The organism is Kineococcus radiotolerans SRS30216 = ATCC BAA-149, assembly GCF_000017305.1.
GTDB lineage: Bacteria > Actinomycetota > Actinomycetes > Actinomycetales > Kineococcaceae > Kineococcus > Kineococcus radiotolerans.
The window spans coordinates 3,472,810-3,493,703 of sequence record NC_009664.2; the positions used below are offsets into that span (position 1 = coordinate 3,472,810).

Annotated in this window: 17 protein-coding genes and 1 riboswitch; of the genes, 14 read left to right on the forward strand and 3 right to left on the reverse strand. The window is 75.5% G+C overall.

What is annotated here, in order from left to right; translation table 11 throughout:
- Positions 1 to 18 precede the first annotated feature (18 nt).
- Genes KRAD_RS16530 through sufU form a run of 5 tightly spaced genes read left to right on the forward strand, consistent with a single transcriptional unit; the run spans position 19 to position 5,073 of the window.
- Positions 19 to 1,152, forward strand: coding sequence for an LLM class flavin-dependent oxidoreductase (locus KRAD_RS16530; RefSeq protein ID WP_012086790.1), 1,134 nt, complete (start codon positions 19 to 21; stop codon positions 1,150 to 1,152).
- A complete protein-coding gene (locus KRAD_RS16535) occupies positions 1,149 to 2,504 on the forward strand; it encodes an NtaA/DmoA family FMN-dependent monooxygenase (RefSeq protein WP_012086791.1) in 1,356 nt (451 codons plus the stop codon). The genes KRAD_RS16530 and KRAD_RS16535 overlap by 4 nt, the downstream gene beginning before the upstream one ends.
- A 10-nt stretch (positions 2,505 to 2,514) precedes the next feature.
- On the forward strand, positions 2,515 to 3,303 hold the full coding sequence (locus KRAD_RS16540) for a DUF1684 domain-containing protein (protein ID WP_012086792.1): 789 nt from the start codon (positions 2,515 to 2,517) through the stop codon (positions 3,301 to 3,303).
- Positions 3,300 to 4,628, forward strand: a complete 1,329-nt coding sequence (locus KRAD_RS16545; protein WP_012086793.1) for a SufS family cysteine desulfurase — start codon at positions 3,300 to 3,302, stop codon at positions 4,626 to 4,628. The genes KRAD_RS16540 and KRAD_RS16545 overlap by 4 nt, the downstream gene beginning before the upstream one ends.
- Positions 4,629 to 4,632: 4 nt before the next feature.
- Positions 4,633 to 5,073, forward strand: a complete 441-nt coding sequence (gene sufU / locus KRAD_RS16550; RefSeq protein WP_012086794.1) for a Fe-S cluster assembly sulfur transfer protein SufU — start codon at positions 4,633 to 4,635, stop codon at positions 5,071 to 5,073.
- Between the two features lie 7 nt (positions 5,074 to 5,080).
- On the opposite strand, the gene KRAD_RS16555 is transcribed toward sufU, so the two are convergent.
- Positions 5,081 to 6,136 carry a LacI family DNA-binding transcriptional regulator gene (locus tag KRAD_RS16555; RefSeq protein ID WP_041292168.1) on the reverse strand — a complete coding sequence of 352 codons (1,056 nt, stop codon included), beginning with the start codon at positions 6,134 to 6,136 and terminating at the stop codon, positions 5,081 to 5,083.
- Positions 6,137 to 6,378: 242 nt separating this feature from the next.
- Between KRAD_RS16555 and KRAD_RS16560 the strand changes: the two genes are divergently transcribed.
- The 8 genes from KRAD_RS16560 (at position 6,379) to KRAD_RS16595 (ending at position 15,323) form a co-directional block, all read left to right on the forward strand.
- Positions 6,379 to 7,476, forward strand: a complete 1,098-nt coding sequence (locus KRAD_RS16560; protein WP_012086796.1) for a Gfo/Idh/MocA family protein — start codon at positions 6,379 to 6,381, stop codon at positions 7,474 to 7,476.
- Complete coding sequence (locus KRAD_RS16565; RefSeq protein ID WP_012086797.1) at positions 7,476 to 9,812, forward strand: beta-xylosidase/alpha-l-arabinosidase; 2,337 nt, start codon at positions 7,476 to 7,478, stop codon at positions 9,810 to 9,812. Before KRAD_RS16560 ends, KRAD_RS16565 begins: the two co-directional genes overlap by 1 nt.
- Positions 9,813 to 9,840: 28 nt before the next feature.
- Positions 9,841 to 10,872 carry a glycoside hydrolase 5 family protein gene (locus KRAD_RS16570; protein WP_012086798.1) on the forward strand — a complete coding sequence of 344 codons (1,032 nt, stop codon included), beginning with the start codon at positions 9,841 to 9,843 and terminating at the stop codon, positions 10,870 to 10,872.
- 67 nt (positions 10,873 to 10,939) lie between these two features.
- Positions 10,940 to 11,434 (forward strand): GNAT family N-acetyltransferase, encoded by a 495-nt coding sequence (locus KRAD_RS16575; protein ID WP_012086799.1) that lies wholly within the window; start codon positions 10,940 to 10,942, stop codon positions 11,432 to 11,434.
- Positions 11,435 to 11,565: 131 nt separating this feature from the next.
- Positions 11,566 to 11,665, forward strand: a riboswitch (SAM riboswitch).
- Positions 11,666 to 11,671: 6 nt separating this feature from the next.
- Entirely contained in the window at positions 11,672 to 12,079 is a 408-nt protein-coding gene (locus KRAD_RS16580) for a rhodanese-like domain-containing protein (RefSeq protein WP_012086800.1), read from the forward strand.
- Positions 12,076 to 13,275: an O-succinylhomoserine sulfhydrylase gene (locus KRAD_RS16585; RefSeq protein WP_012086801.1), complete on the forward strand. Its 1,200-nt coding sequence runs from the start codon at positions 12,076 to 12,078 to the stop codon at positions 13,273 to 13,275. Before KRAD_RS16580 ends, KRAD_RS16585 begins: the two co-directional genes overlap by 4 nt.
- Positions 13,276 to 13,288: 13 nt before the next feature.
- Positions 13,289 to 14,509 carry a cobalamin-independent methionine synthase II family protein gene (locus tag KRAD_RS16590; RefSeq protein ID WP_012086802.1) on the forward strand — a complete coding sequence of 407 codons (1,221 nt, stop codon included), beginning with the start codon at positions 13,289 to 13,291 and terminating at the stop codon, positions 14,507 to 14,509.
- Between the two features lie 7 nt (positions 14,510 to 14,516).
- The gene (locus KRAD_RS16595) at positions 14,517 to 15,323 is read left to right on the forward strand and encodes a class I SAM-dependent methyltransferase (protein WP_012086803.1); all 807 of its coding nucleotides are present in this window, start codon (positions 14,517 to 14,519) and stop codon (positions 15,321 to 15,323) included.
- Here KRAD_RS16595 and KRAD_RS16600 read toward each other — a convergent pair.
- Positions 15,259 to 17,175: an FAD/NAD(P)-binding protein gene (locus tag KRAD_RS16600; protein ID WP_012086804.1), complete on the reverse strand. Its 1,917-nt coding sequence runs from the start codon at positions 17,173 to 17,175 to the stop codon at positions 15,259 to 15,261. The two genes, KRAD_RS16595 and KRAD_RS16600, sit on opposite strands and share 65 nt — an antisense overlap.
- 169 nt (positions 17,176 to 17,344) lie before the next feature.
- Positions 17,345 to 18,526, reverse strand: coding sequence for an ROK family transcriptional regulator (locus tag KRAD_RS16605; protein ID WP_012086805.1), 1,182 nt, complete (start codon positions 18,524 to 18,526; stop codon positions 17,345 to 17,347).
- A gap of 152 nt (positions 18,527 to 18,678) precedes the next feature.
- Here KRAD_RS16605 and KRAD_RS16610 point away from each other — a divergent pair, with 152 nt between their 5' ends.
- A complete protein-coding gene (locus tag KRAD_RS16610; protein WP_012086806.1) occupies positions 18,679 to 20,880 on the forward strand; it encodes an alpha-galactosidase in 2,202 nt (733 codons plus the stop codon).
- The last annotated feature ends 14 nt before the right edge of the window (positions 20,881 to 20,894 follow it).

Genomic DNA, 20,894 nt, shown 5'->3' on the forward strand with positions numbered 1-20,894 from the left:
GCCCCGAGGGGGTCCACCATGTCCCGCAGCGCGCCCCGCGGCACGTCCCGCACCCTGCGCGTCGGCGTCGAGCTCGACGCCGCCGGCCGCCACCCCGCCGCCTGGCGCCTGCCCGGCGCCCGGCCCGCCGAGCTGTTCACCGCCGCCCACTGGCGCCGCCTGGCCGCGCTCGTCGACGACGCCGACCTGGACCTGCTGCTCGTCCCCGACTCCTTCCGCCTGGGGTCCGCGGACGAGCGCGACCAGCGCGGGCGCCTCGACGCCGTGGCGATCGCCGCCCACCTCGCCCCCCTGACCCGGCGCACCGGTCTCGTCCCCGTCGTCACCACGACCCACACCGAGCCGTTCCACACCAACAAGGCCGTCGCCACCCTGGACTTCACCAGCCGCGGCCGCGCCGGCTGGCAGGTCGAGGTGTCCACCACCGCCGAGGAGGCGGAGGCGTTCGGCCGCCGGGGGACCGCGCCCGCACCGGAGCTGTGGCAGGAGGCCGCGGAGACCGTCGAGGTGGTGCGCGCCCTCTGGGACAGCTGGGAGGACGACGCGGTGGTCCGCGACGTCGCCACCGGCCGCTTCGTCGACCGCGACAAGCTGCACCACGTCGACTTCGCGGGGGAGAACTTCTCCGTCAAGGGCCCCTCCATCACCCCGCGCTCCCCGCAGGGGCAGCCGCTGGTCGTCGTGCCGGTGCGCGACGAGCCCTCCCTGGCCGTCGCCGCCGCCCACGCCGACGTCGCCCGGGTCGAGGCCCCCGACCCGGCCACCGCCGCCGCCACGGCCGCCCGGCTGCGCGACCTCGCCGGCCGGGAGGTCACCGTCCTGCTCGACGTCGAGGTCCTGCTGCGGGCCACCGCGGGGGAGGCGCGGGAGGCCGCCGCCCACCTGGAGGACCTGAGCCCCGGCCACCCGCCGCGGACCCTGCGCCACCTGGGCGAGCCCGCCTCGCTGGTGGCCGCGCTCGGGCAGCTGCCCGCGGGGATCGACGGCGCCGTCCTCGCCCCCCTGGACCTGCCCGCGACGCTGGAGCTCCTCGTCGCCGACGTCGTGCCCCGGCTGTCCCGTCCCGCGGTCGCCGGGACGACCCTGCGCGAGCGCTTCGGCCTGCCCCGCCCCGCCAGCCGCTACGCCGTCCCCGCAGGAGGCACCCGATGACCCGCCGGCAGATCCACCTCGGGGCCCACTTCCCCGGGGTCAACAACACGACCGTGTGGCGCGACCCCCGCTCGGGCAGCCAGGTCGACTTCTCCTCCTTCGAGCACCTCGCCCGCACCGCCGAGCGCGGGCTGATGGACTTCTTCTTCCTCGCCGAGGGCCTGCGGCTGCGCGAGCAGCGCGGCCGGATCCACGACCTCGACGTCGTGGGCCGCCCCGACACCCTCACCGTGCTGAACTCGCTGGCCTCGGTCACGACGCACCTCGGCCTGGCCGGGACGATCAACGCCACCTTCAACGAGGCCACCGAGCTCGCGAAGCAGTTCGCGTCGCTGGACCACCTCTCCGGGGGCCGGGCCGCCTGGAACGTCGTCACCAGCTCCGACGCGTTCACCGGCGAGAACTTCCGCCGCGGCGGGTACCTCGCCCACGCCGACCGCTACGTCCGCGCCCGCGAGGTCCTCGACGTGGCGCGGGAGTTCTGGGACTCCTGGGCCGAGGACGCCCTCGTCGCCGACCCGGTCGCCGGGGTCTTCGCCCGCTCGATCTCCGAGGTCCGCCACACCGGCCTGCAGTTCGACGTGCGGGGCACCGGGCTGCTGCCCCGCAGCCCCCAGGGCCACCCCGTCCTGCTGCAGGCCGGGGACTCCGACGACGGCCGCGAGTTCGGCGCCACCTACGCCGACGCCATCTTCACCATGCACGGCTCGCTGGAGGCGGGGCAGCGGTTCACCGCCGACATGCGCGCCCGCGCGGTGCGCAACGGCCGGTCCGGCGACGACCTGAGGATCCTGCCCGGGGTGACGTTCGTCCTCGGCGACACCCCCGACGAGGCCCGCGAGCGCGCCCGCGAGATCCGGTTCCAGCAGGTCGGCCCGGAGCAGGCCGTCGCGTTCCTGGAACAGGTGTGGGGGCGCGACCTCACCGGGTTCGACCCGGAGGGCCCGCTGCCCGCCGGCGACCCGGAGACGACCTCGACCATCGCCCAGGGCCGGACCCGGATGACGAAGGACCCGGTGGAGACCGCGCGCACCTGGCGGGAACTGGCCGAGGCGAACGGCTGGAACGCCCGCGAGGTCGTCGTCGAGGTCACCGGCCGCCAGCAGTTCGTCGGGACCCCCGCCCAGGTCGCGGAGGAGATGGACGCCTACGTCCAGGCCGACGCCTGCGACGGGTTCATCCTCGTGCCGACCCTCACCCCCACCGGTCTCGACGAGTTCGTCGACCGGGTCGTCCCGCTGCTGCAGGAACGCGGCAGCTACCGCACCGGGTACACCGGCTCGACCCTGCGCGAGCACCTCGGCCTGCAGCACCCGCACCGCCTCGCCCCCGCCGCCCGCGCCACCGCCTGAGGAGAACCCCGTGACCACCACGACCACGACGAGCACGACGATCGAGACCCGCCGCGAGCAGTGGCGGGCGTGGCGCGAGCAGCGCACCGCCGAGCTCAGCCGCCCCCACGGCTGGCTGAGCCTCACCGGCCTGCACTGGCTGACGGGTGGACCGGAGACGGTGGCGGACCTGCCCGGTACCTGGGCCTCGGTCGACGGCGGCGTCGAGCTGACGGCGAGCACGGCGGACGGCGTCGTCCTCGACGGCGCGCCCGTGGACGGCACCGTGCGCGTCGACACCGTCGAGGGCGCGCCCGGGGTCCTCGTCGAGCTCGGCGACCGGCGGGTGGAGGTCATGCAGCGCAGCGGGTTGCACGCCCTGCGCGTGCGCGACCCGCAGGCCCCGGCCCGGGCGGCGTTCACCGGCGTCCCGGTCTTCGACTTCGACGAGCGCTACGTCCTCGACGCGGAGTTCGTCCCCTACGCGCAGTCCCGCGAGGTCGTCGTGGGGGCGGTCGTGGAGGGGCTGCGGCACCACCACGACGCCGTCGGGACGGTGCGCTTCGACCTCGACGGCCCGCAGGAGCTGGTGGTGTTCGCGGACGGGAAGGCGTTGTTCACCGACGCGACGAGCGGGGTGACCACGACGGGGACGACCCGTTCCGTCCCCGTCCCCACCGACCCCGGCCCGGTGGTCCTGGACCTCAACCTCGCCCAGAACCTGCCGTGCGCCTTCACCGACCACGCCACCTGCCCGCTGCCCCCCGCGGAGAACCGCCTCACCGTGGCCGTCGCCGCCGGCGAGAAGGACCCGAGGTGACCGCGGAACTCCTGGCCGCCCCGTTCAGCGACGCCGAACTGGCCGCGCTGCGGGCCGACTTCCCGATCCTCACCCGCTCGACCCGGTCGGGGAAGCCGCTGGTCTACCTGGACTCCGGGGCGACCTCGCAGAAGCCCCGGGCCGTCCTGGACGCGGAGCGGCGGTTCTACGAGACGCGCAACGCCGCCGTGCACCGCGGCGCCCACCAGCTCGCCGAGGAGGCCACCGACGACTTCGAGGCCGCCCGCGCCGCGGTCGCCGGTTTCGTCGGCGCGCCCGCGCACGAGGTCGTCTTCACCAAGAACGCCACCGAGTCGCTGAACCTCGTCGCGCACGCGTTCAGCACCACCACCGCCTACGCGCAGCGGGGCACCGCGCCCGCGGGCCAGGTCGTGGACCCGCGGTTCGTGCTCGCCGAGGGCGACGAGATCCTCGTCACCGAGGCCGAGCACCACGCCAACCTCGTGCCCTGGCAGGAGCTCTGCGCCCGCACGGGGGCCGTGCTGCGCTGGGTCCCGGTCACCGACGGCGGGATCCTCGACGTCGACGCCCTGGAGGGGCTGGTGGGGGAGCGGACGAAGGTCGTCGCCTTCGCCCACGCCTCCAACGTCCTCGGCGGGGTGGCCCCGGTGGCGCGGCTGGTGGCGGCCGCCCGCCGGGTCGGGGCCCTCGTCGTCCTCGACGCCTGCCAGTCCGTGCCGCACCTGCCCGTCGACCTGCCCGCGCTGGGCGTGGACCTCGCGGCGTTCTCCGGGCACAAGATGCTCGGCCCCTCCGGGGTCGGGGTCCTCTGGGGCCGCGCCGAGGTGCTCGATGCGATGCCGCCGTTCCTCACCGGCGGGTCGATGATCGAGCTCGTCCGGATGGAGCGCTCGACGTTCGCCCCGGCCCCGCAGAAGTTCGAGGCCGGGGTCCCGATGGCGGCCCAGGCCGTCGGCCTGCACGCCGCGGTGGACTACCTGCGGGCGCTGGGGCCGGACGGGTCCGGGGTGGCGCGGGTCGAGGCCCACGAGCGCGCGCTGACCGCGCGGTTGCTGGGCGAGCTCGCCGAGCTGCCGTGGGTGCGGGTCCTCGGGCCGCAGGACGCGGCGGACCGGGTGGGTCTGGTGGCCTTCACCGTGGAGGACGTGCACGCCCACGACGTGGGGCAGCTCCTCGACGACGAGGGCGTGGCGGTGCGCGTGGGCCACCACTGCGCCTGGCCGCTGCACCGGCGCCTCGGGGTCACGGCCAGCACCCGGGTCAGCTTCGGGCCCTACAACCAGGGCTCCGACGTCGACGCCGTCCTGCGCGGGCTGCACCGGGTCCGCGTCCTCTTCGCGTGAGAGCGTGACCGTCGTGGACCTGTACCAGCAGCTGATCATCGAGCACTCCAAGCGCCCGCACGGCGAGGGGCTGCGTTCCCCGTTCGGCGCCGAGGCCCACCACGTGAACCCCACCTGCGGGGACGAGATCACCCTGCGGGTCGCGGTGGCCGGGGAGACGGTCGGGGACGTCTCCTACGACGCCGTCGGCTGCTCCATCAGTCGGGCCTCGGCCTCGGTGCTGCACGACCTGGTCGTGGGGCGCCCGGTGGGGGAGGTCGCCGTCGTGCGCGAGGCCGTCCAGGCCATGCTCACCAGCCGCGGTGCGGACCCCGGCGACGAGGACGTCCTCGGCGACGCGGTCGCCCTCGCCGGGGTGGCGAGGTACCCGGCCCGGGTGAAGTGCGCGCTGCTGAGCTGGTCGGCGCTGGCCGACGCCCTGCTGCGCGCCCCCGGGCCCGCCTGAGCGGGGTTCAGGCCGGGCCCGCCGCGCCGGCCCGCGGCGGCCCCGTCGAGTCGCGCACCACGAGGTCGGTCGCCAGCTCGACGTGGTGGGGGTCGACGGGTTCCCCCTCCACCAGCCGCAGCAGCACCTGCAGGGCGTAGCGGCCCATCTCCTGCAGCGGGGTGTGGACCGTCGTCAGGGCGGGGGTCACCCACGGCGCCAGGTAGGTGTCGTCGAACCCCACGACCGAGAGGTCCTCGGGCACCCGCAGCCCCCGGGCACGGGCGGCCTGGACGACGCCCAGGGCGCAGACGTCGGTGACGGCGAAGACCGCGGTCGGCGGGTCCTGAAGCGCCAGCAACCGGGTGGCCAGGTCGAGGCCGGCCTCGAAGCCGAAACCGCCGTCCACCACCAGCGCCGGGTCCACGGGCAGGCCGGCGTTCTCCATCGCCGCGCGGTAGCCGTGCCGGCGGGCCTGGCTGACCGCGGCCCCCGCCGGGCCCCCCAGGTGGGCGATGCGCCGGTGCCCCAGGGAGATCAGGTGCTCGGTGGCGCTGAGCCCGCCGGTCCAGTTCGTGGCCCCCACGCTGGCCACGTCCGCCTGGGGCGGGTGGACGGGGTCGACGACCACGAGGGGCAGGCGCACCTCGGAGAAGCCCGCGACCTGCTGCGCGGTGAGGTCGGAGGTCACCACGACGACGCCGTCGCGCCCGGCCCCCACCAGGCGCCGGGCCCACTGCGCCCCGCTGCCGTACCCGGAGGACCCGTCGGAGAACCGGCCCACGACGACGTCGACGCCGGCGGCGGTCCCGGCGTCGGTGACGCCCCGCAGCAGCTCGGTGGCGTAGGGGCTGGTGAAGTCGTCGAAGACCAGGCCGACGGTGCGCCGGTCCGCCGGGGGCCGGCGCCTCGGGGCGGGCCGGTACTCGTGCTCGACCAGGAGGCGCTGGACCAGCGCACGGGTCCCGGCGCCGACGTCGTCGCGGCCGTTGAGCACCTTGGACACCGTCGCCGTGGAGACCCCGGCCGCGGCGGCGATCGCGGTGAGCGTGGTGCGCCGGGGTCGTCCCGCGTCGTCCGCCACGAGATCCCCTCGCCTCCGGATCACCGCAACCCGGTCGTTGCGAAAGGGGAACGGTAGGGGGCGGTCCCGCCGGGGTCAAGGCGCGAGAACGGGCTCCGGGCGAGGACCGAGGTCTTGACGGGCCGAGACGGCCGCGGCTAGCGTCCGTCGTCGGCTCGGTTTGCGAAAGGTTTCGACGCGGCGTGCCGGCTCGGTGCGGAGACGCGACGGGCACCCGACCCGCTAGAGGAGCACCGGCCCCCGTGACCACCCCCGGCACCCCCCCGCCCACCCCCACGACGTTCGCCGTCGTCGGCAGCGGCTGGCGCTCGGAGTTCTTCCTCCGCCTCGCCCGGGCCGCCCCCGAGCGCCTGCGCGCCGTCGGCGTCGTCACCCGCAGCGCCGCGAGCGGGCAGGGGATCACCGACCGCTGGTCGGTGCCGACCGTCCGCACCGTCGAGGAGCTGCTGCGCGGCGACCGTCCCGACTTCGTCGTCGCCTCCGTGCCCTGGGCGCAGATGCCGGTGACCGTGCGCGAGCTGCACGCGGCCGGGATCGCGACCCTGGCCGAGACCCCGCCGGCCCCCGACCTCGACGGGCTGCGCTCGCTGTGGGCCGACGTCGGTGCCGGCGGCCGCGTCCAGGTCGCCGAGCAGTACCTGCTCATGCCCGGTCACGCGGCCCGCCTCGCCCTGGTGCGGGCCGGGGTCATCGGCGAGCCCACCTCGGTGCAGCTCTCCTCCACGCACATGTACCACGCGGTCTCGCTGATCCGCGGTCTGCTCGGGGTCGGCACCGACGAGGTCGTCGTCAACGCCCGCAGCTTCACCGCCCCCCTCCTGGACCCGCTGAGCTCCGCGGGCTGGGACCCCGCCGCGACCCCGCAGCCGCGCTCCACCGTCCTGGCGACCCTGGACTTCGGCGGCCGGTCGGCCCTGTACGACTTCACCGACAACCAGTGGTGGAACCCGCTGCGGGCCCGGCGCATCGTCGTCCGCGGCACCACCGGGGAGATCGTCGACGACGCCGTGACCCGGATGGTGGACCCCACCAGCCCCGTCACCTCCCCGCTGTCCTACCGCCGCCGCGGGGTGGACATGAACCTCGAGGGGGTCGACCTGGACACCGTGAGCTTCGACGGGCAGGTCGTCTACCGCAACGCGTGGGCGGGCACCCGGATGTCGGAGGACGACGTCGCCGTGGCGCAGATCCTCGCCGACACCGGCGCCTGGGCCCGCGGGGAGGGCCCCGAGCCCTACCCGCTGGCCGAGGCCTGCCAGGACCACGCGATCGCCCTGGCCGTGGGAACCTCGGCCACCACCGGCGCCGACGTGCGCGTGACGAAGGAGGCGTGGGCCTGATGCCGTCCACCGAGACGTCCACCGATGACCAGCGCGTCGAGGAACTCCTCGCGACCATGACGCTGGAGGAGAAGCTCGCCCAGCTCGTGGGGTTGTGGGAGGGCCGCGGCGACGCCGACAGCGACGGCGAGGGCGGTGACGTCGCCCCCATGCAGGACGCCATGCAGGTCGCCGTCGACAGCCTCGAGGGTTTCGCCGGCCAGGGGCTCGGCCAGCTCACCCGGGTGTTCGGGACGACCCCGGTCGAACCCGCCGCGCAGGCCCGCGCGCTCGTCGCCAAGCAGCGCTGGCTGCAGGAGAACACCCGGCTCGGCATCCCCGCCCTCGTGCACGAGGAGTGCCTGACCGGCCTGGCGGCCTGGCGGGCCACGACGTTCCCGGCCCCGCTGTCCTGGGGGGCCAGCTTCCACCCCGAGCTCGTCGAGGAGGTCGGCGCCGCCATCGGGGCGTCGATGCGCAGCCTCGGCGTCCACCAGGGCCTCGCCCCCGTCCTCGACGTCGTCCGCGACGCCCGCTGGGGCCGGGTCGAGGAGTGCGTCAGCGAGGACCCCTACGTCGTGGGCACCATCACCTCCGCCTACGTGCGGGGCGTGCAGTCCACCGGCGTGATCGCCACGCTCAAGCACTTCGTGGGGTACTCGAACTCCCGCGCCGGGCGCAACCTCGCCCCCGTCCACGCCGGCCCGCGCGAACTCGCCGACGTCCTGCTGCCCCCGTTCGAGATGGCCGTCCTCGACGCCGGGGCGCGCTCGGTCATGAACTCCTACACCGAGGTCGACGGGATCCCCGTGGCGGCCGACGAACGGCTGCTCACCGACCTCCTGCGCGAGCGCTGGGGCTTCGCCGGGACGGTGGTCGCGGACTACTTCTCCGTCGCGTTCCTGGAGCGGCTGCACGCGGTCGCGGCCTCCTCCGGCGACGCCGCCGCGCAGGCCCTGACCGCCGGCATCGACGTCGAGCTCCCTACCGGCGTCACCTACCTGGAACCGCTGGCCGCACGGGTCCGCGCCGGCGAGGTCGAGGAGGCGCTCGTGGACCGCGCCCTGCGGCGGGTCCTGCGGCAGAAGGCGGAACTCGGGCTGCTGGCCCCGGACTACGACCCCGCCGCCGGGATCGACCCCGACCGCATCGACCTCGACCCCCCGCAGCACCGCGCCCTGGCGCGGACGCTGGCCGAGGAGTCGATCGTCCTGCTCTCCAACGACGGCACCCTGCCGCTCGCCGACCTCGCGGGCCGCGCCGAACCCGCCCGCGTGTGCGTCGTCGGCCCGAACGCCGACGACCCCTCGGCCCTCTTCGGGTGCTACAGCTTCGCCAACCACGTGCTGGCCCAGCACCCCGACGTCGAGCTCGGCCTCGACGTCGACTCCGTCCTCGCCGCGCTGGGCACCGAGTTCGGCGCCGGCGCGCGGATCAGCCACGTCCGCGGCGCCGACGTCGACACCGACGACACCAGCGGGTTCGAGGCCGCGGTGGCCGCCGCGGCCCAGGCCGAGGTCTGCGTCGCCGTCGTCGGCGACCGCGCCGGGCTGTTCGGGCGGGGCACCTCGGGGGAGGGCTGCGACGCGGAGTCGCTGGAACTGCCCGGGGTCCAGCGCCCGTTCGTCGAGGCCCTGCTGGCCACCGGCACCCCGGTCGTCCTCGTCCTGCTCACCGGCCGCCCCTACGCGGTGGACTGGGCGCTGGAACGCTGCGCCGCGGTCGTGCAGGCCTTCTTCCCCGGGCAGGAGGGGGCGGGCGCGATCGCCGGGGTCCTCTCCGGCCGGGTCAACCCCTCCGGCCGCCTGCCGGTGTCGCTGCCGCGGTCGGTCGGCGCGCAGCCCTACAGCTACCTGCACCCGAAGCTGGGGGCGGCCAGCCCGGTGTCCAACATCGACACCGCGCCCGTCCGGCCCTTCGGCCACGGGTTGTCCTACACGACGTTCGCGCACGCCGACCTGCGCCTGGCCGCGACCGAGGTGCCCACCGACGGCTCCCTCGTCGCCACGGTGCGGGTCACCAACACCGGGGACCGCGCCGGCGCCCACGTCGTGCAGCTCTACGGCAGCGACCCCGTCGCCTCGGTGACGCGACCCGTCGTCCAGCTCCTGGGCTACGCCCGCGTGCAGCTGGACGCGGGAGCGAGCGCCGACGTCACGCTCGACGTCCCCACCCAGCGCCTGGCGTTCTCCGACCGCCGGATGGTGCGCGTCGTCGAACCCGGCCGGATCGACCTGTTCGTCGGCCACGACTGCGCGACCCCCGACCTCTCGGCGTCGGTCGAGCTCACCGGCGGGGTCCACGAGGTCACCGCCGCCGACCGCCGCCTCGTGCGCGTCGACGTGGCCCCCGCGTGAACCCCCGCGTGGACCCCGGCGCGGGCCAGTGAGGACGCGGGACGTCCACGGGTTCAACTACGCCGGCTCCTGGGGGACCTCGGGCCTGGACCTGTGGCAGCACCACGACCACGGCCTGATGGCCGTCGAGGTCGCCCGCGGCAAGGCGGCCTTCCCCGGCTGGAACACCGCCCGCTGGTGGCTGTCGCACGAGGCCTTCCAGCGGGACCCGCGACGGTTCCTGGCCAACCTCGAGGCCGGTCTGGGGATCTTCGCCGGTCACGGGATCGCCGTGGTCCCGGTGCTGTTCAACCGCTGGCGCGACCCGGTGTGCGACTTCGGCGGGGTGCCGCTGGACCACCTCCTGCCGCACGCCAGCGCCTGGTCGCGCACCGACGACCTGTTCGCCGACCCGGACGCGGACGGCCCCGGGACCGCTCCGGTGCAGCGGATCTTCCGCCGCTACCTGGCCGAGGTGGTCGCCGCCCACGCGGACGACGAGCGGATCTGGGCCTGGGACCTGTGCAACGAGCCCCTCATGGGCGCCTACGTCCACGACGAGCGCAGCCCGCTGCGGATCGCGGAGCTGCGCTGGCTGGAGTGGTGCCGCGGGGTGGTCCTCGGCGCCGGCGCGCGTCAGCCGCTGACCGTCGGCAACTACGCCGACGTGGCCGCGCTGCGCGCCACCGAGCCGATCAGCGACGTCCTGGGCTTCCACCCGTACTGGATGTGGCAGGGCATCGGGCCGGAGACGAACGTGCACACCCACGCGGGGTTCGAGGCCTACCTCGACGAGTGCGTGGCCTTCGCGCGCTCGGTGGGCAAGGACCTCTACGCCAGCGAGACCGTCTGGGGCGCGCGCGACGACGCCAAGCACGTCGAGGTGATGCGCTACACCCTGTCCCGGCTGAAGGAGCGGGGGATCGGCTACACCGTCCACGCCCTGCACCACAGCGGTGTCGCCGACCTGCACCGCGACACCCACGGGCCCGTGGGGCACCCCGAGTGGCTGCACTTCCTCGACGCCGACGGCACCGTGCGCGCCGGGCACGAGGCGTTCAACGACTTCGCGCCCGCCTGACCCGCCGCCCCGTCCGGCCGCCGACGGGGCTCCGCGCGGGCGGTCCCGGGGCCGGTAGCGTGCGGGGGTGGAGATCAGGGAGTTCACCGACGGGGACTGGGAACGCATCTGGCCCTTCTTCGACGAGATCGTCGCCGACGAGGAGACCTACGCCTACCCGCGCGGGCTGACCTCCGAGCGGGCCCGGGCCCTGTGGGTGGAACCCCCGCCGGTGGTGACCCTCGTCGCCGTCGACGGCGACGAGGTGCTCGGCACGGCCCGGACCGGCCCCAACCGCCCCGGCCCCGGCGCCCACGTCGCCACGGCCAGCTTCATGGTCGCCCCCGCCGCCCGCGGGCGCGGGGTGGGGCGGGCCCTGGGCGAGCACGTCCTGGCCCTGGCCGCCGCGCGCGGCTACCGCGCGATGCAGTTCAACGCCGTCGTGGAGACCAACACCGCGGCCGTCGCGCTGTGGCGCTCCCTGGGGATGCGGATCGTCGGGACCGTCCCCGAGGCCTTCGACCACCCCGAGCACGGCCTCGTCGGGCTGCACGTCATGCACCGCTTCCTCGTCGAGGACTGAGCCCACCGCCGAGCCCGCCGTCCAGCCCGCCGTCGAGCCCGCCGCCCAGCTCGCAGGAGCCGGCCCGTCCCGCCCCCGCGCCCCTCCCGCGGGCTCGTCCGCCCCGGCGGTCGCCATGCCCTACGCTGGCCCGACCATCCAGAGCGGCCGAGAGACCTGGCTCGTCGACGCCGCAGCAACCATCCCCCGCCGCCCCGGCGGGGAGGGTGCTCACGCCAGGACCGATGGGAGGAAGAAGTGGGCTACGCCGGCGACCTCACACCCCGTGAGGCCTACGACCTGGTCCGGGACACCCCGGACGCCGTGCTCGTGGACGTCCGCACCGACGCCGAGTGGCGGTTCGTGGGGGTTCCCGACCTCAGCGGGACCGGCCGCGAACCGGTCCTCGCGTCCTGGCTGCCCGTGGACCCGCCGCGCTTCCTCGGCGAGCTCGCCGCCGCGGGGATCACCCCCGGCAGCGGGAGGCCCGTGGTGTTCCTGTGCCGTTCCGGCCAACGGTCGGTGGGAGCCGCCGACGCCGCCACCGCGGCCGGCATCACCCCCAGCTACAACGTCCTGGAGGGTTTCGAGGGGCCGCTGGACGAGGCCGGTCACCGGGGTGCGGTGGGCTGGCGCGCGGCGGGGCTGCCCTGGCGGCAGTCGTGACCGGCGACGCGGACCCCTGGCGGCCGGACACCACCGCGGTGCGCGGGGGGTTGGCGCGCTCGCAGTTCGAGGAGACCGCCGAGGCGCTCTACCTCACCTCCGGCTACGTGTACGAGAACGCCGCCGCCGCCGAGGCCGCCTTCTCCGGCGAGACCGACCGCTACGTCTACTCCCGCTACGGCAACCCCACCGTCTCGGTGTTCACCGAGCGCCTGCGGCGGCTGGAGGGCGCCGAGGCCTGCTACGGCCTCGCCAGCGGGATGTCGGCGGTGTTCTACGCCCTCGCCGCCCTGCTCGGGGCCGGCGACCGGGTCGTGGCGTCCCGCAGCCTGTTCGGTTCCTGCTTCGTGGTCCTCGACGAGATCCTGCCCCGGTGGGGCGTCAGCACGGAGTTCGTCGACGGCGAGGACCTCGCGCAGTGGGAACGGGCGTTGTCCACCCCCGCCCAGGCGGTCTTCTTCGAGACGCCGGCGAACCCCATGCAGACCCTCGTGGACGTCGAGGCCGTCAGCGGGCTCGCGCACGCCGCGGGGGCGACCGTCGTCGTGGACAACGCCTTCGCCAGTCCCGTCGGGCAGCGCCCGCTGCGGTTCGGCGCCGACGTCGTCGTGTACTCGGCGACCAAGCACATCGACGGCCAGGGCCGGGTCATGGGCGGGGCGGTGCTCGGGACGTCGGAGTTCATCGGCGGCCGGTTCCAGGAACTCACCCGGCACACCGGCCCGACCCTCAGCCCGTTCAACGCCTGGACCCTGGCGAAGGGGCTGGAGACCCTCGGCCTGCGGGTGCGGCACTCCGCGGCCACGGCGCTGCGGATCGCCGGGCACCTGGAGCAGGTGCCCGGGATCCGGTGGGTCCGCTACCCGCTGCTGCCCAGCCACCCGCAGTTCGACCTGGCGCAGCGGCAGATGGAACTCGGCGGCACCATCCTCACCTTCGAGCTCGACGCCCCCGCGGGCCGGGGCAAGGACCGCGCCTTCGAGGTGCTCGACGCCCTGCGGGTCGTCGACATCTCCAACAACCTCGGCGACGCGAAGTCGCTGGCCACCCACCCGGCCACCACGACCCACCGCCGCCTGGGGGCCGAGGGCCGTGCGGCCATCGGCCTGACCGACGGGGTGCTGCGGTTGTCGGTGGGGCTGGAGGACCCCGACGACCTGCTCGAAGACCTCGACCGCGCCCTGCGCGCGACCTGAACGGAGACGAACCATGCCCGAGCGCCACATCCCCGTCAGCCACGCCGGCAGCCTGCCCCGCACCCCCGAGCTCATCGCCGCCAACGAGGCCCGCCGGATCGGGGAGGACGGGTTCACCCTCGAACGCACCCCCGAGTTCGACGCGCTGCTCACCGACGCGGTCGTGGACCTCGTGCAGCGCCAGCGGGACCTCGGGGTCACGATCGTCGGCGACGGCGAGTACGGCAAGGCCATGTCCAGCGCCGTCGACTACGGGGCCTGGTGGTCCTACTCCTTCCAGCGCGTCGCCGGGCTGGAGGTGACCGGAGAGGACCTGTTCACCCAGCCCGTCGTGCGCTCGGAGCCGGGGAAGGTCCGGCTGACCAGCTTCCCCGACCGCCGCGACTGGGTGCGGTTCCGCGAGGCCTACCAGGACCCGACGTCGGGGATCTCCACGGGCAAGAACGCCACCGCGTTCCCGGCGACGACCGGCCCGCTGTCCTACACCGGCCACGACGCCATCGCCTCCGACATCGCCAACCTCAAGGCCGGCCTGGCCGCCGCGGGCGTCGAGGAGGGTTTCATCACCTCCCTGTCCCCGGGCAGCGGGGCGCGCATCTCCAACCGGTACTACGCGACCGAGGAGGAGCACATCTGGGCGTGGGCGGACGTCCTGCGCGAGGAGTACCGGGCCGTCGTCGACGCGGGGCTGATCCTGCAGATCGACGACCCCTCCATCGCGGAGAACTGGGACCAGATCAACCCCGAACCCTCCGTCGAGGACTACCGGGCGTTCACCCGCACCCGCGTCGAGGCCCTCAACCACGCGCTGCGCGGTCTGCCCACCGAGCAGGTCCGGTTCCACCTGTGCTGGGGTTCCTGGCACGGCCCGCACACCACCGACGTCGAGTTCAAGCACATCGTGGACCTCATGCTGGAGATCGACGCCGGCTCGTACTCCTTCGAGGCGGCCAACGTCCGCCACGAGCACGAGTGGAAGGTGTGGCGCGACGTCGCCCTGCCCGCGGGCAAGAAGATCGTGCCGGGCATCGTCAGCCACGCCACGAACGTCGTCGAGCACCCCGAGCTCGTCGCCGACCGCATCGAGCGGTTCGCCTCCGTCGTGGGTCCGGAGAACGTCGTCGCCTCGACCGACTGCGGTCTCGGCGGGCGCATCCACCCGCAGATCGCCGTCGCCAAGCTCGCCACCCTCGGCGAGGGTGCGCGCCTGGCCGGCGAACGGCTCTTCGGGTGAGCACCCCGTGACCGCGGCCTCGGGGGAGGCCGCGGCCTGGGCGCTGTGGCAGGACTCCCCGTGGGGCCGGTTGCGCTACCGCGTCGTCGCCCGGGTCCTGCGGGAGTGGTGCGCGGAGCTGGGCGGGGAACCGCTGCGGGTCCTGGACGCCGGCGGCGGGGACGGGCGGGACGCCGTGCAGTTCGCCCTCGCCGGTCACGCGGTGACCGTCCTCGACCGGTCCCCGGAGATGCTCGCCCTGGCGCGGGCCGCGGCGGGCGCCGCCGGGGTCGGGGACCGGCTGCACACCGTCGCCGCCGACCTGGAGGACCTCACCGCGCTGGCCGCGCTGACCCGTCACCGCGAGGGCGGTTCGGGGTCCTTCGACGTGGTGCTGTGCCACGACGTCCTGCAGCACCGGCGCTCCCACGAGCAGGTCCGCGCCGACGTCGCCACCCTCACCTCCTCCGTGCGGCCCGGGGGGCTGGTGTCCCTGCTCGCCCCCGACCCCGCGGCCGACGTCGTCGCCACGGTCCTGCGCGAGGGGCCGGCCGCGGCCTGGATCGTCCTGGACGCCGAACGCGCCCTCGACCCGGGGACCGGCCGTTCCGCGCTGCGGCTGTCCCCGGAGTTCGCCGAGGACGCGCTGACCGAGGCCGGGTGCGACGTCGCCCAGCGCGCGGGGATCCTCGCCGTCACGACGCTGCTGGAGGAGGCCGAACGGGTCGACGACCGGGCCGCGGCCGACCTCGAGGAGCTCGAGGTGGAGCTCAGTCGGCGGGAGCAGTTTCGCGGGACGGCGCGCTACTGGCTGATCGGGGGCCGACGACGCTGACCCGCGGCGCAGGTTCCAGCAGCGTCGCCGCGATCCGGTCGTTGAGCCGGAAGAACCCCGCGTCCAGGCCCGGGCGGGCGAACGCCGCCGCCCAGCCCCCGCCCGCGACCCAGGGCCCCACGGCGAAGCGGGACGGGTGCACCGAACCGTCCGCCGCGACGATCCGCTGGTCCGGGTCGACGACGATCCGCCCGTCGCCGACCTCGGCGACCTCGCCCCGGCGGGCGAGCGCGGCCAGCAGCGGGTCGGCGCTCTCGGCGAGGCTGGGGGTGGGCAGCCGGGCGTCCACCAGCACCCGGGCGCAGACCTCCTCGGGGCTGTTGGCCGACCGCGCCGTCCAGCACCGCCCGACCTCGTCGGGACGCACCCGCAGGTCGCCGCCGAGGAACCTGACCACGCCGGCGTCGGCGAGGGCGAGCAGTTCGCGCAGCCGCTGCGGCGGGGGCCCGGAGGCGACGTAGCTGAAGAACCCGTGCCACCAGCCGTCGACCTCGAGGCGGGACGCCTCGTCCAGCAGGCCGCGGTGGGCCAGGCCCGCGACGGTCACGTAGCAGGACAGCAGCGCGGAGAACACCGCGGCGTCCGGGCTGTGCGCGGGATCCCCGCGGCGGGCCACGTCGTCGGCGACGTGGGCGCGGACCCGGTCGTGGACCTCCCGGGCGTCCGCGCCGCGCCACCCGGCGAGCGGGCGGTCGAGGTGGCGCAGGTCGAGCCGGTCCCGCGGGTCGGGGACGGCGGCGCCGACGAGGTCGTCGAGTTCCCGGCTGCCCCACGCCGCGGGCGCGAAGCGGCGCTCGAACTCCCCGGCGTCCATCGACGTGCGGTCCGGGTGGGCGCGGAACAGCTCGTGGTAGTGCGCCCCGGCGAGCTCCTTGGCGATGGCCGGCCACAGGTCCGCACGCAGGTTCAGCGGGCGCGGGGAGGTCTCGAACTCCCCGGGCGAGAAGAACCGGGGCAGCGGCGGGCGCTCGTCGAGCACGTAGGTGATCTTCGAGCGGTAGGGGACGCCCCGCCGGCTCCCGACGTGCAGCACCGGTTCCCGGCCGCTGGGGTGGTAGACGAGCCCGTGCGCCTCCTCGGTGAAGCGGCCCCCGCGGCCCTGGCCCACCAGGACGGTGAGGTCGACGAACGCGAGCCCCATCCCGGCGACGACGACGTCGGCGCCGGGGGGCAGCGTCCGCTCGTCCTCGACGAGACCGAGGTCGCTGGTGTAGCCGGGGGCGACGTACCCCAGGCCGTGGCGGTCGGCGAACTCCCGCGCGGCCCGTTCCCGGGGCCCGGGGACGACGTCGGGGTGGCCCTGGGCGAGGACCACGGCGTCGACCCGCAGGGTCCCGCCGTCCTCCAGCCGCACCACCTGGACCCCGCCCTCCTCCCCGAGGTCGACGACCCGGGTGCGGTGCGGGTGGACGACGACGTTCGGCGGCAGGCCGTCGAGGACCCGGCGCCACGCCCAGGAGAGGTAGCGGCTGCCGAGCGCGCGGGAGACGAACGTCCCCTCCCGCACCCCCAGCACCTCCCGGTGCAGGTCGTCCTCGCCGGCCGCCGCGAACTCCGCCGCGAGCTCCTCGCGGTGGGCGTCGAGCCAGGCGTGCAGCGTCGGTCCCGTCCGCACCGGGGCGGTGAGCACCGAGGAGGCGTCGGGCAGCACCGTCACGTCGGCGGCGCGGGAGTTCATCCACAGCAGGGGGTGCTGGTCGGCGCGCCAGATCCGTCCCGCTCCCGGCGGGTGGGGGTCGACGACGTGCACCTCGACCCGGCGCGCGGGGTCGTTCGAGGCGTGCGCGGACAACCGGTCGAGGACGCCGAGGGCGCGGGGACCGGCACCGACCAGGCAGAGGGACGGGCTCACGAGGGCTCCTGGGGAGGGGATCCGGCGGGGACTCCTCAGGAACAGGTGGCGCCGTGGGTGCGGCACAGGTCGACGTGGCGACGGCGCACCAGTCGCCCGTTCGTCGCTCCCGCGGTCCGCACCCGGCCAGTCTAGGTGCCCGGCCCGGGCCGCGGCCTCCCGCGCGGGGTCAGCGGCGGTGGCCGAGCACGAAGGTGCGGATGGCGGTGACGGCGGCGCCGCGCGCCCACTCGGTGAACCCGGTCGGCTGGACGTCGAGGTCCAGCTCCGAGGCGTAGGGGCTGCGGTGGGCGCGCAGCCCGGCGAGGAGCGCGTCGCGGCCGACGACCGCGAGCCGGATGCCCTCCCCGGAGAGGATCACCTTCTCGGGCATGGTGAGGTTGGCGATCGCGGCGACGAGGGTTCCCAGCGCCTCGGCGGAGTCGTCCACGACGCGGCGCGCCAGCGGCTCGCCCGCCTCGGCGAGGTCGAGGACCTCCTCGTACCCGAGCGGGCGCCGCAGGGCGGCCGAGGCCCGGGCCTCGACCGCGGCCGCGGTGAGCAGGGCGTCGGCGCAGCCCTGGTGGCCCTGGGGGCACAGCGGCCCGCCCGGCAGCAGCGGGAAGTGCCCCAGCAGCCCGACCCCGGCGTCGGGGCGGTCCACGACCTCGTCGTGGACGACCAGGCCGTAGCCCAGGCCCTCCCCGACGGTGAGCACGGCGAAGTGCCGGCACCGGCGGGCCGCGCCGAACCACTGCTCCGCGCGGGTGAAGGACAGCAGGTCGTTGTCGACGACGACGGGCAGCCCGAGGCGCTCCTCCAGCACCCGCCCCAGGGGCACGTCCTGCCAGCCGAGGAAGGTGGCGCTGAGGACGTGGCCGTGGTCGCCGACGAGCCCGCCGAGGCTGACCCCCACGGCGCGCAGGTCGGTGCCGGTGCCCCCGGGGTGCCCGGCGACGACGGAGCGGACGAGGTCGACGACGGTCTCGACGACGGCGCCGGGGGAGGGGTCGGGCAGCACCGCCTCGTCGCTGGCCAGCACGGTGGCGCGCAGGGAGGTGAGCACGGCGTGGGCGGTGCGCGCGGTGAGCTTGACCCCCACGAAGAGGTGGGAGTTCTCGTCCACGTCCATCGGGCGGGTGGGCCGGCCGGTGACCGGGTCGTAGGCGCTGCCGGTCTCCTGGAGCAGCCCCGAGTCCAGCAGGGGCTTGGAGAGGCGGGTGAGGGTGCCGGCGGACAGGTCCAGCCGCCGGGCCAGCTCGCTGCGGGGGAGGGGGCCGTCGAGGAGGACCTCGAGGGCGATGCTGTGCGCCGTCCCCGTCAGCGGGGTCCACGCGACGGCGGGCGGTGCCGGCCGGACGGGTGCGTCCACGGTCGTCCCCTCTCGTCAGTGAGTGTCGGAGTGGAACCTACCCGATGGTCGACGGTCCACGAGGAGGCTCGGCGAGCCTCCGTTGACGGGGTGGAGCTTTCGGCGTACAAGTGTCCTCGTCCTGCCACACCGACGTGCCCGACGGAGCGACCGTGACCCTCCCGCCCGATCCCGACCTCCGCCCCCCTCCGGGCACCCCCGGTGCGACCGCCGGGGCCCTCGGGCGGGTCCTGCACCTGCGCGCGGCGGGGGTGAGCCTCGTCGTGCAGCTGCACACCACCTCCACGCCCACCGTCCTGCACTGGGGCGCCGACCTCGGCGACCTCTCCGAGGCGGCCCTGGCCGACCTCGCGCTCTCCGGGCGGACGGCCCGGGCCAACAACGACCTCGACGAACCCCAGCCGGTGCGCCTGCTCCCCGAGCAGGCCTGGGGCTGGAACGGCCGGCCCGGTCTGTCCGGGCACCGCGCCGGCACCGCGTGGTCGACGCGCTTCGCCCCCACCGCCGCCCTGGTCGAGGAGGGGGACGGGGGCGGGCGCCTCGTGCTGGACGCGGCCGACGCCGAGGCGGGGCTGGCCCTGACCCTGGAGCTGGAGCTGCTGCCCTCCGGCCTGCTGCGGCACCGGGCGACGCTGACCAACACGGGGGCGGCGGAGTACGAGGTCGCCGACCTCGCCCCCGCCCTGCCCGTCCCGCCCGTCGCGACGAAGGTCCTCGACCTCGCCGGCCGCTGGGCCAAGGAGCGCGTCCCCCAGCGGCGCCCGCTGACCGTCGGGGCCCACGTGCGGGAGAACCGCCGCGGTCGCACCGGCCCCGACGCCCCGCTGGTCCTCGCCGTCGGGACGCAGGGCTTCGGCTTCCGCACCGGGGAGGTGTGGGCCACCCACACCGCCTTCAGCGGCAACCACCGCAGCAGCGTCGAGAAGCTCTCCAGCGGCACGACGACGCTGGCGGCCGGGGAGCTCCTGCTGCCCGGCGAGGTCCGGCTGGCGAGCGGGGAGGGCTACCGCACCCCCTGGGTGTTCGGCGCCTGGTCGGACGAGGGGCTGGACGGGATCGCCGCGCGCTTCCACCGGCACCTGCGCGCGCGCCCGCACCACCCCCCGCGCCCGCGCCCGGTGGTGGTCAACACGTGGGAGGCGGTCTACTTCGACCTCGACCTCGAGCGCCTGCTCGACCTCGCCCGCGCCGCCGCGCAGGTGGGGGCGGAGCGCTACGTCCTCGACGACGGCTGGTTCCGGCACCGCCGCTCCGACGACGCCGGGCTGGGGGACTGGTACGTCGACGAGGGGATCTGGCCGCAGGGCCTGCACCCGCTGGTCGACGGGGTCCGGGCCCTCGGCCTGGAGTTCGGCCTCTGGGTCGAGCCGGAGATGGTGAACCCCGACTCCGACCTCGTCCGCGCCCACCCGGACTGGGTGCTGCGGACCGGGGGCCGCACCCCGCTGCCCTCGCGCCAGCAGCAGGTCCTCGACCTGGGCAACCCCGACGCCTACGCGCACGTCCTCGCGCGCCTGGACGCGATCCTCACCGAGTACGAGATCGCCTACCTGAAGTGGGACCACAACCGCGACCTGCTCGAAGCGGGTTCGGGACCCTCCGGGCGGGCGGGCGTGCACGCCCAGACCCTCGCGGTCTACCGCCTGCTGGACGAGCTGCGGGCCCGCCACCCCGGGGTCGAGATCGAGTCCTGCTCCTCGGGCGGGCTGCGCGTCGACCTGGAGATCCTGGAGCACACCGACCGGGTCTGGGGCAGCGACTGCCTCGACCCCCTGGAGCGCCAGCAGATCCAGCGCTGGACGACCCAGCTCGTGCCGCCGGAACTCATCGGCTCCCACGTCGGCGCGTCCCCGTCGCACACCACCCACCGCAGCAGCGACCTGTCGTTCCGGGCCGGCACCGCCCTGTTCGCCTCGTTCGGCGTCGAGACCGACCTCACCCGGATGGACCCGGCCGAGCGCGAGGAACTGGCCCGCTGGGTCGCGCTGTACAAGGAGGTCCGCGAACTCCTGCACACGGGGACCCTCGTGCGGGCCGACGACCACGACCCGTCGTTCCTGGTGCACGGCACGGTGGCGCCCGACGGCGGCGACGGCCTGTTCGCGGTGGTGCAGCTCGGCACGCCCGACACCTCGGTCCCGGGGCGGGTGCGGTTGCCCGGGTTGTCGCCGCAGGCGGAGTACGAGGTCAGCGCCCAGGCTCCCGGCGACGTCCCCGCGGTGCGCGGGGGGAAGGACCTGCCGTGGCTCGCGAGCGGGGTGCGGATGAACGGCCGGACGCTGGCCGCGGTGGGGGTGGCCGCCCCGGCGCTGCAACCCCAGCAGCTGGTGCTGCTGCGCACCCGCCGGCTCTGAGGTTCCCGGGGCGG

Coding starts and splice junctions, on each gene's coding strand:
- KRAD_RS16565 (WP_012086797.1), top strand. CDS start 7,476: ATGCCGTCCACCGAGACGTCCACCGATGACCAGCGCGTCGAGGAACTC.
- KRAD_RS16590 (WP_012086802.1), top strand. CDS start 13,289: ATGCCCGAGCGCCACATCCCCGTCAGCCACGCCGGCAGCCTGCCCCGC.
- KRAD_RS16535 (WP_012086791.1), top strand. CDS start 1,149: ATGACCCGCCGGCAGATCCACCTCGGGGCCCACTTCCCCGGGGTCAAC.
- KRAD_RS16530 (WP_012086790.1), top strand. CDS start 19: ATGTCCCGCAGCGCGCCCCGCGGCACGTCCCGCACCCTGCGCGTCGGC.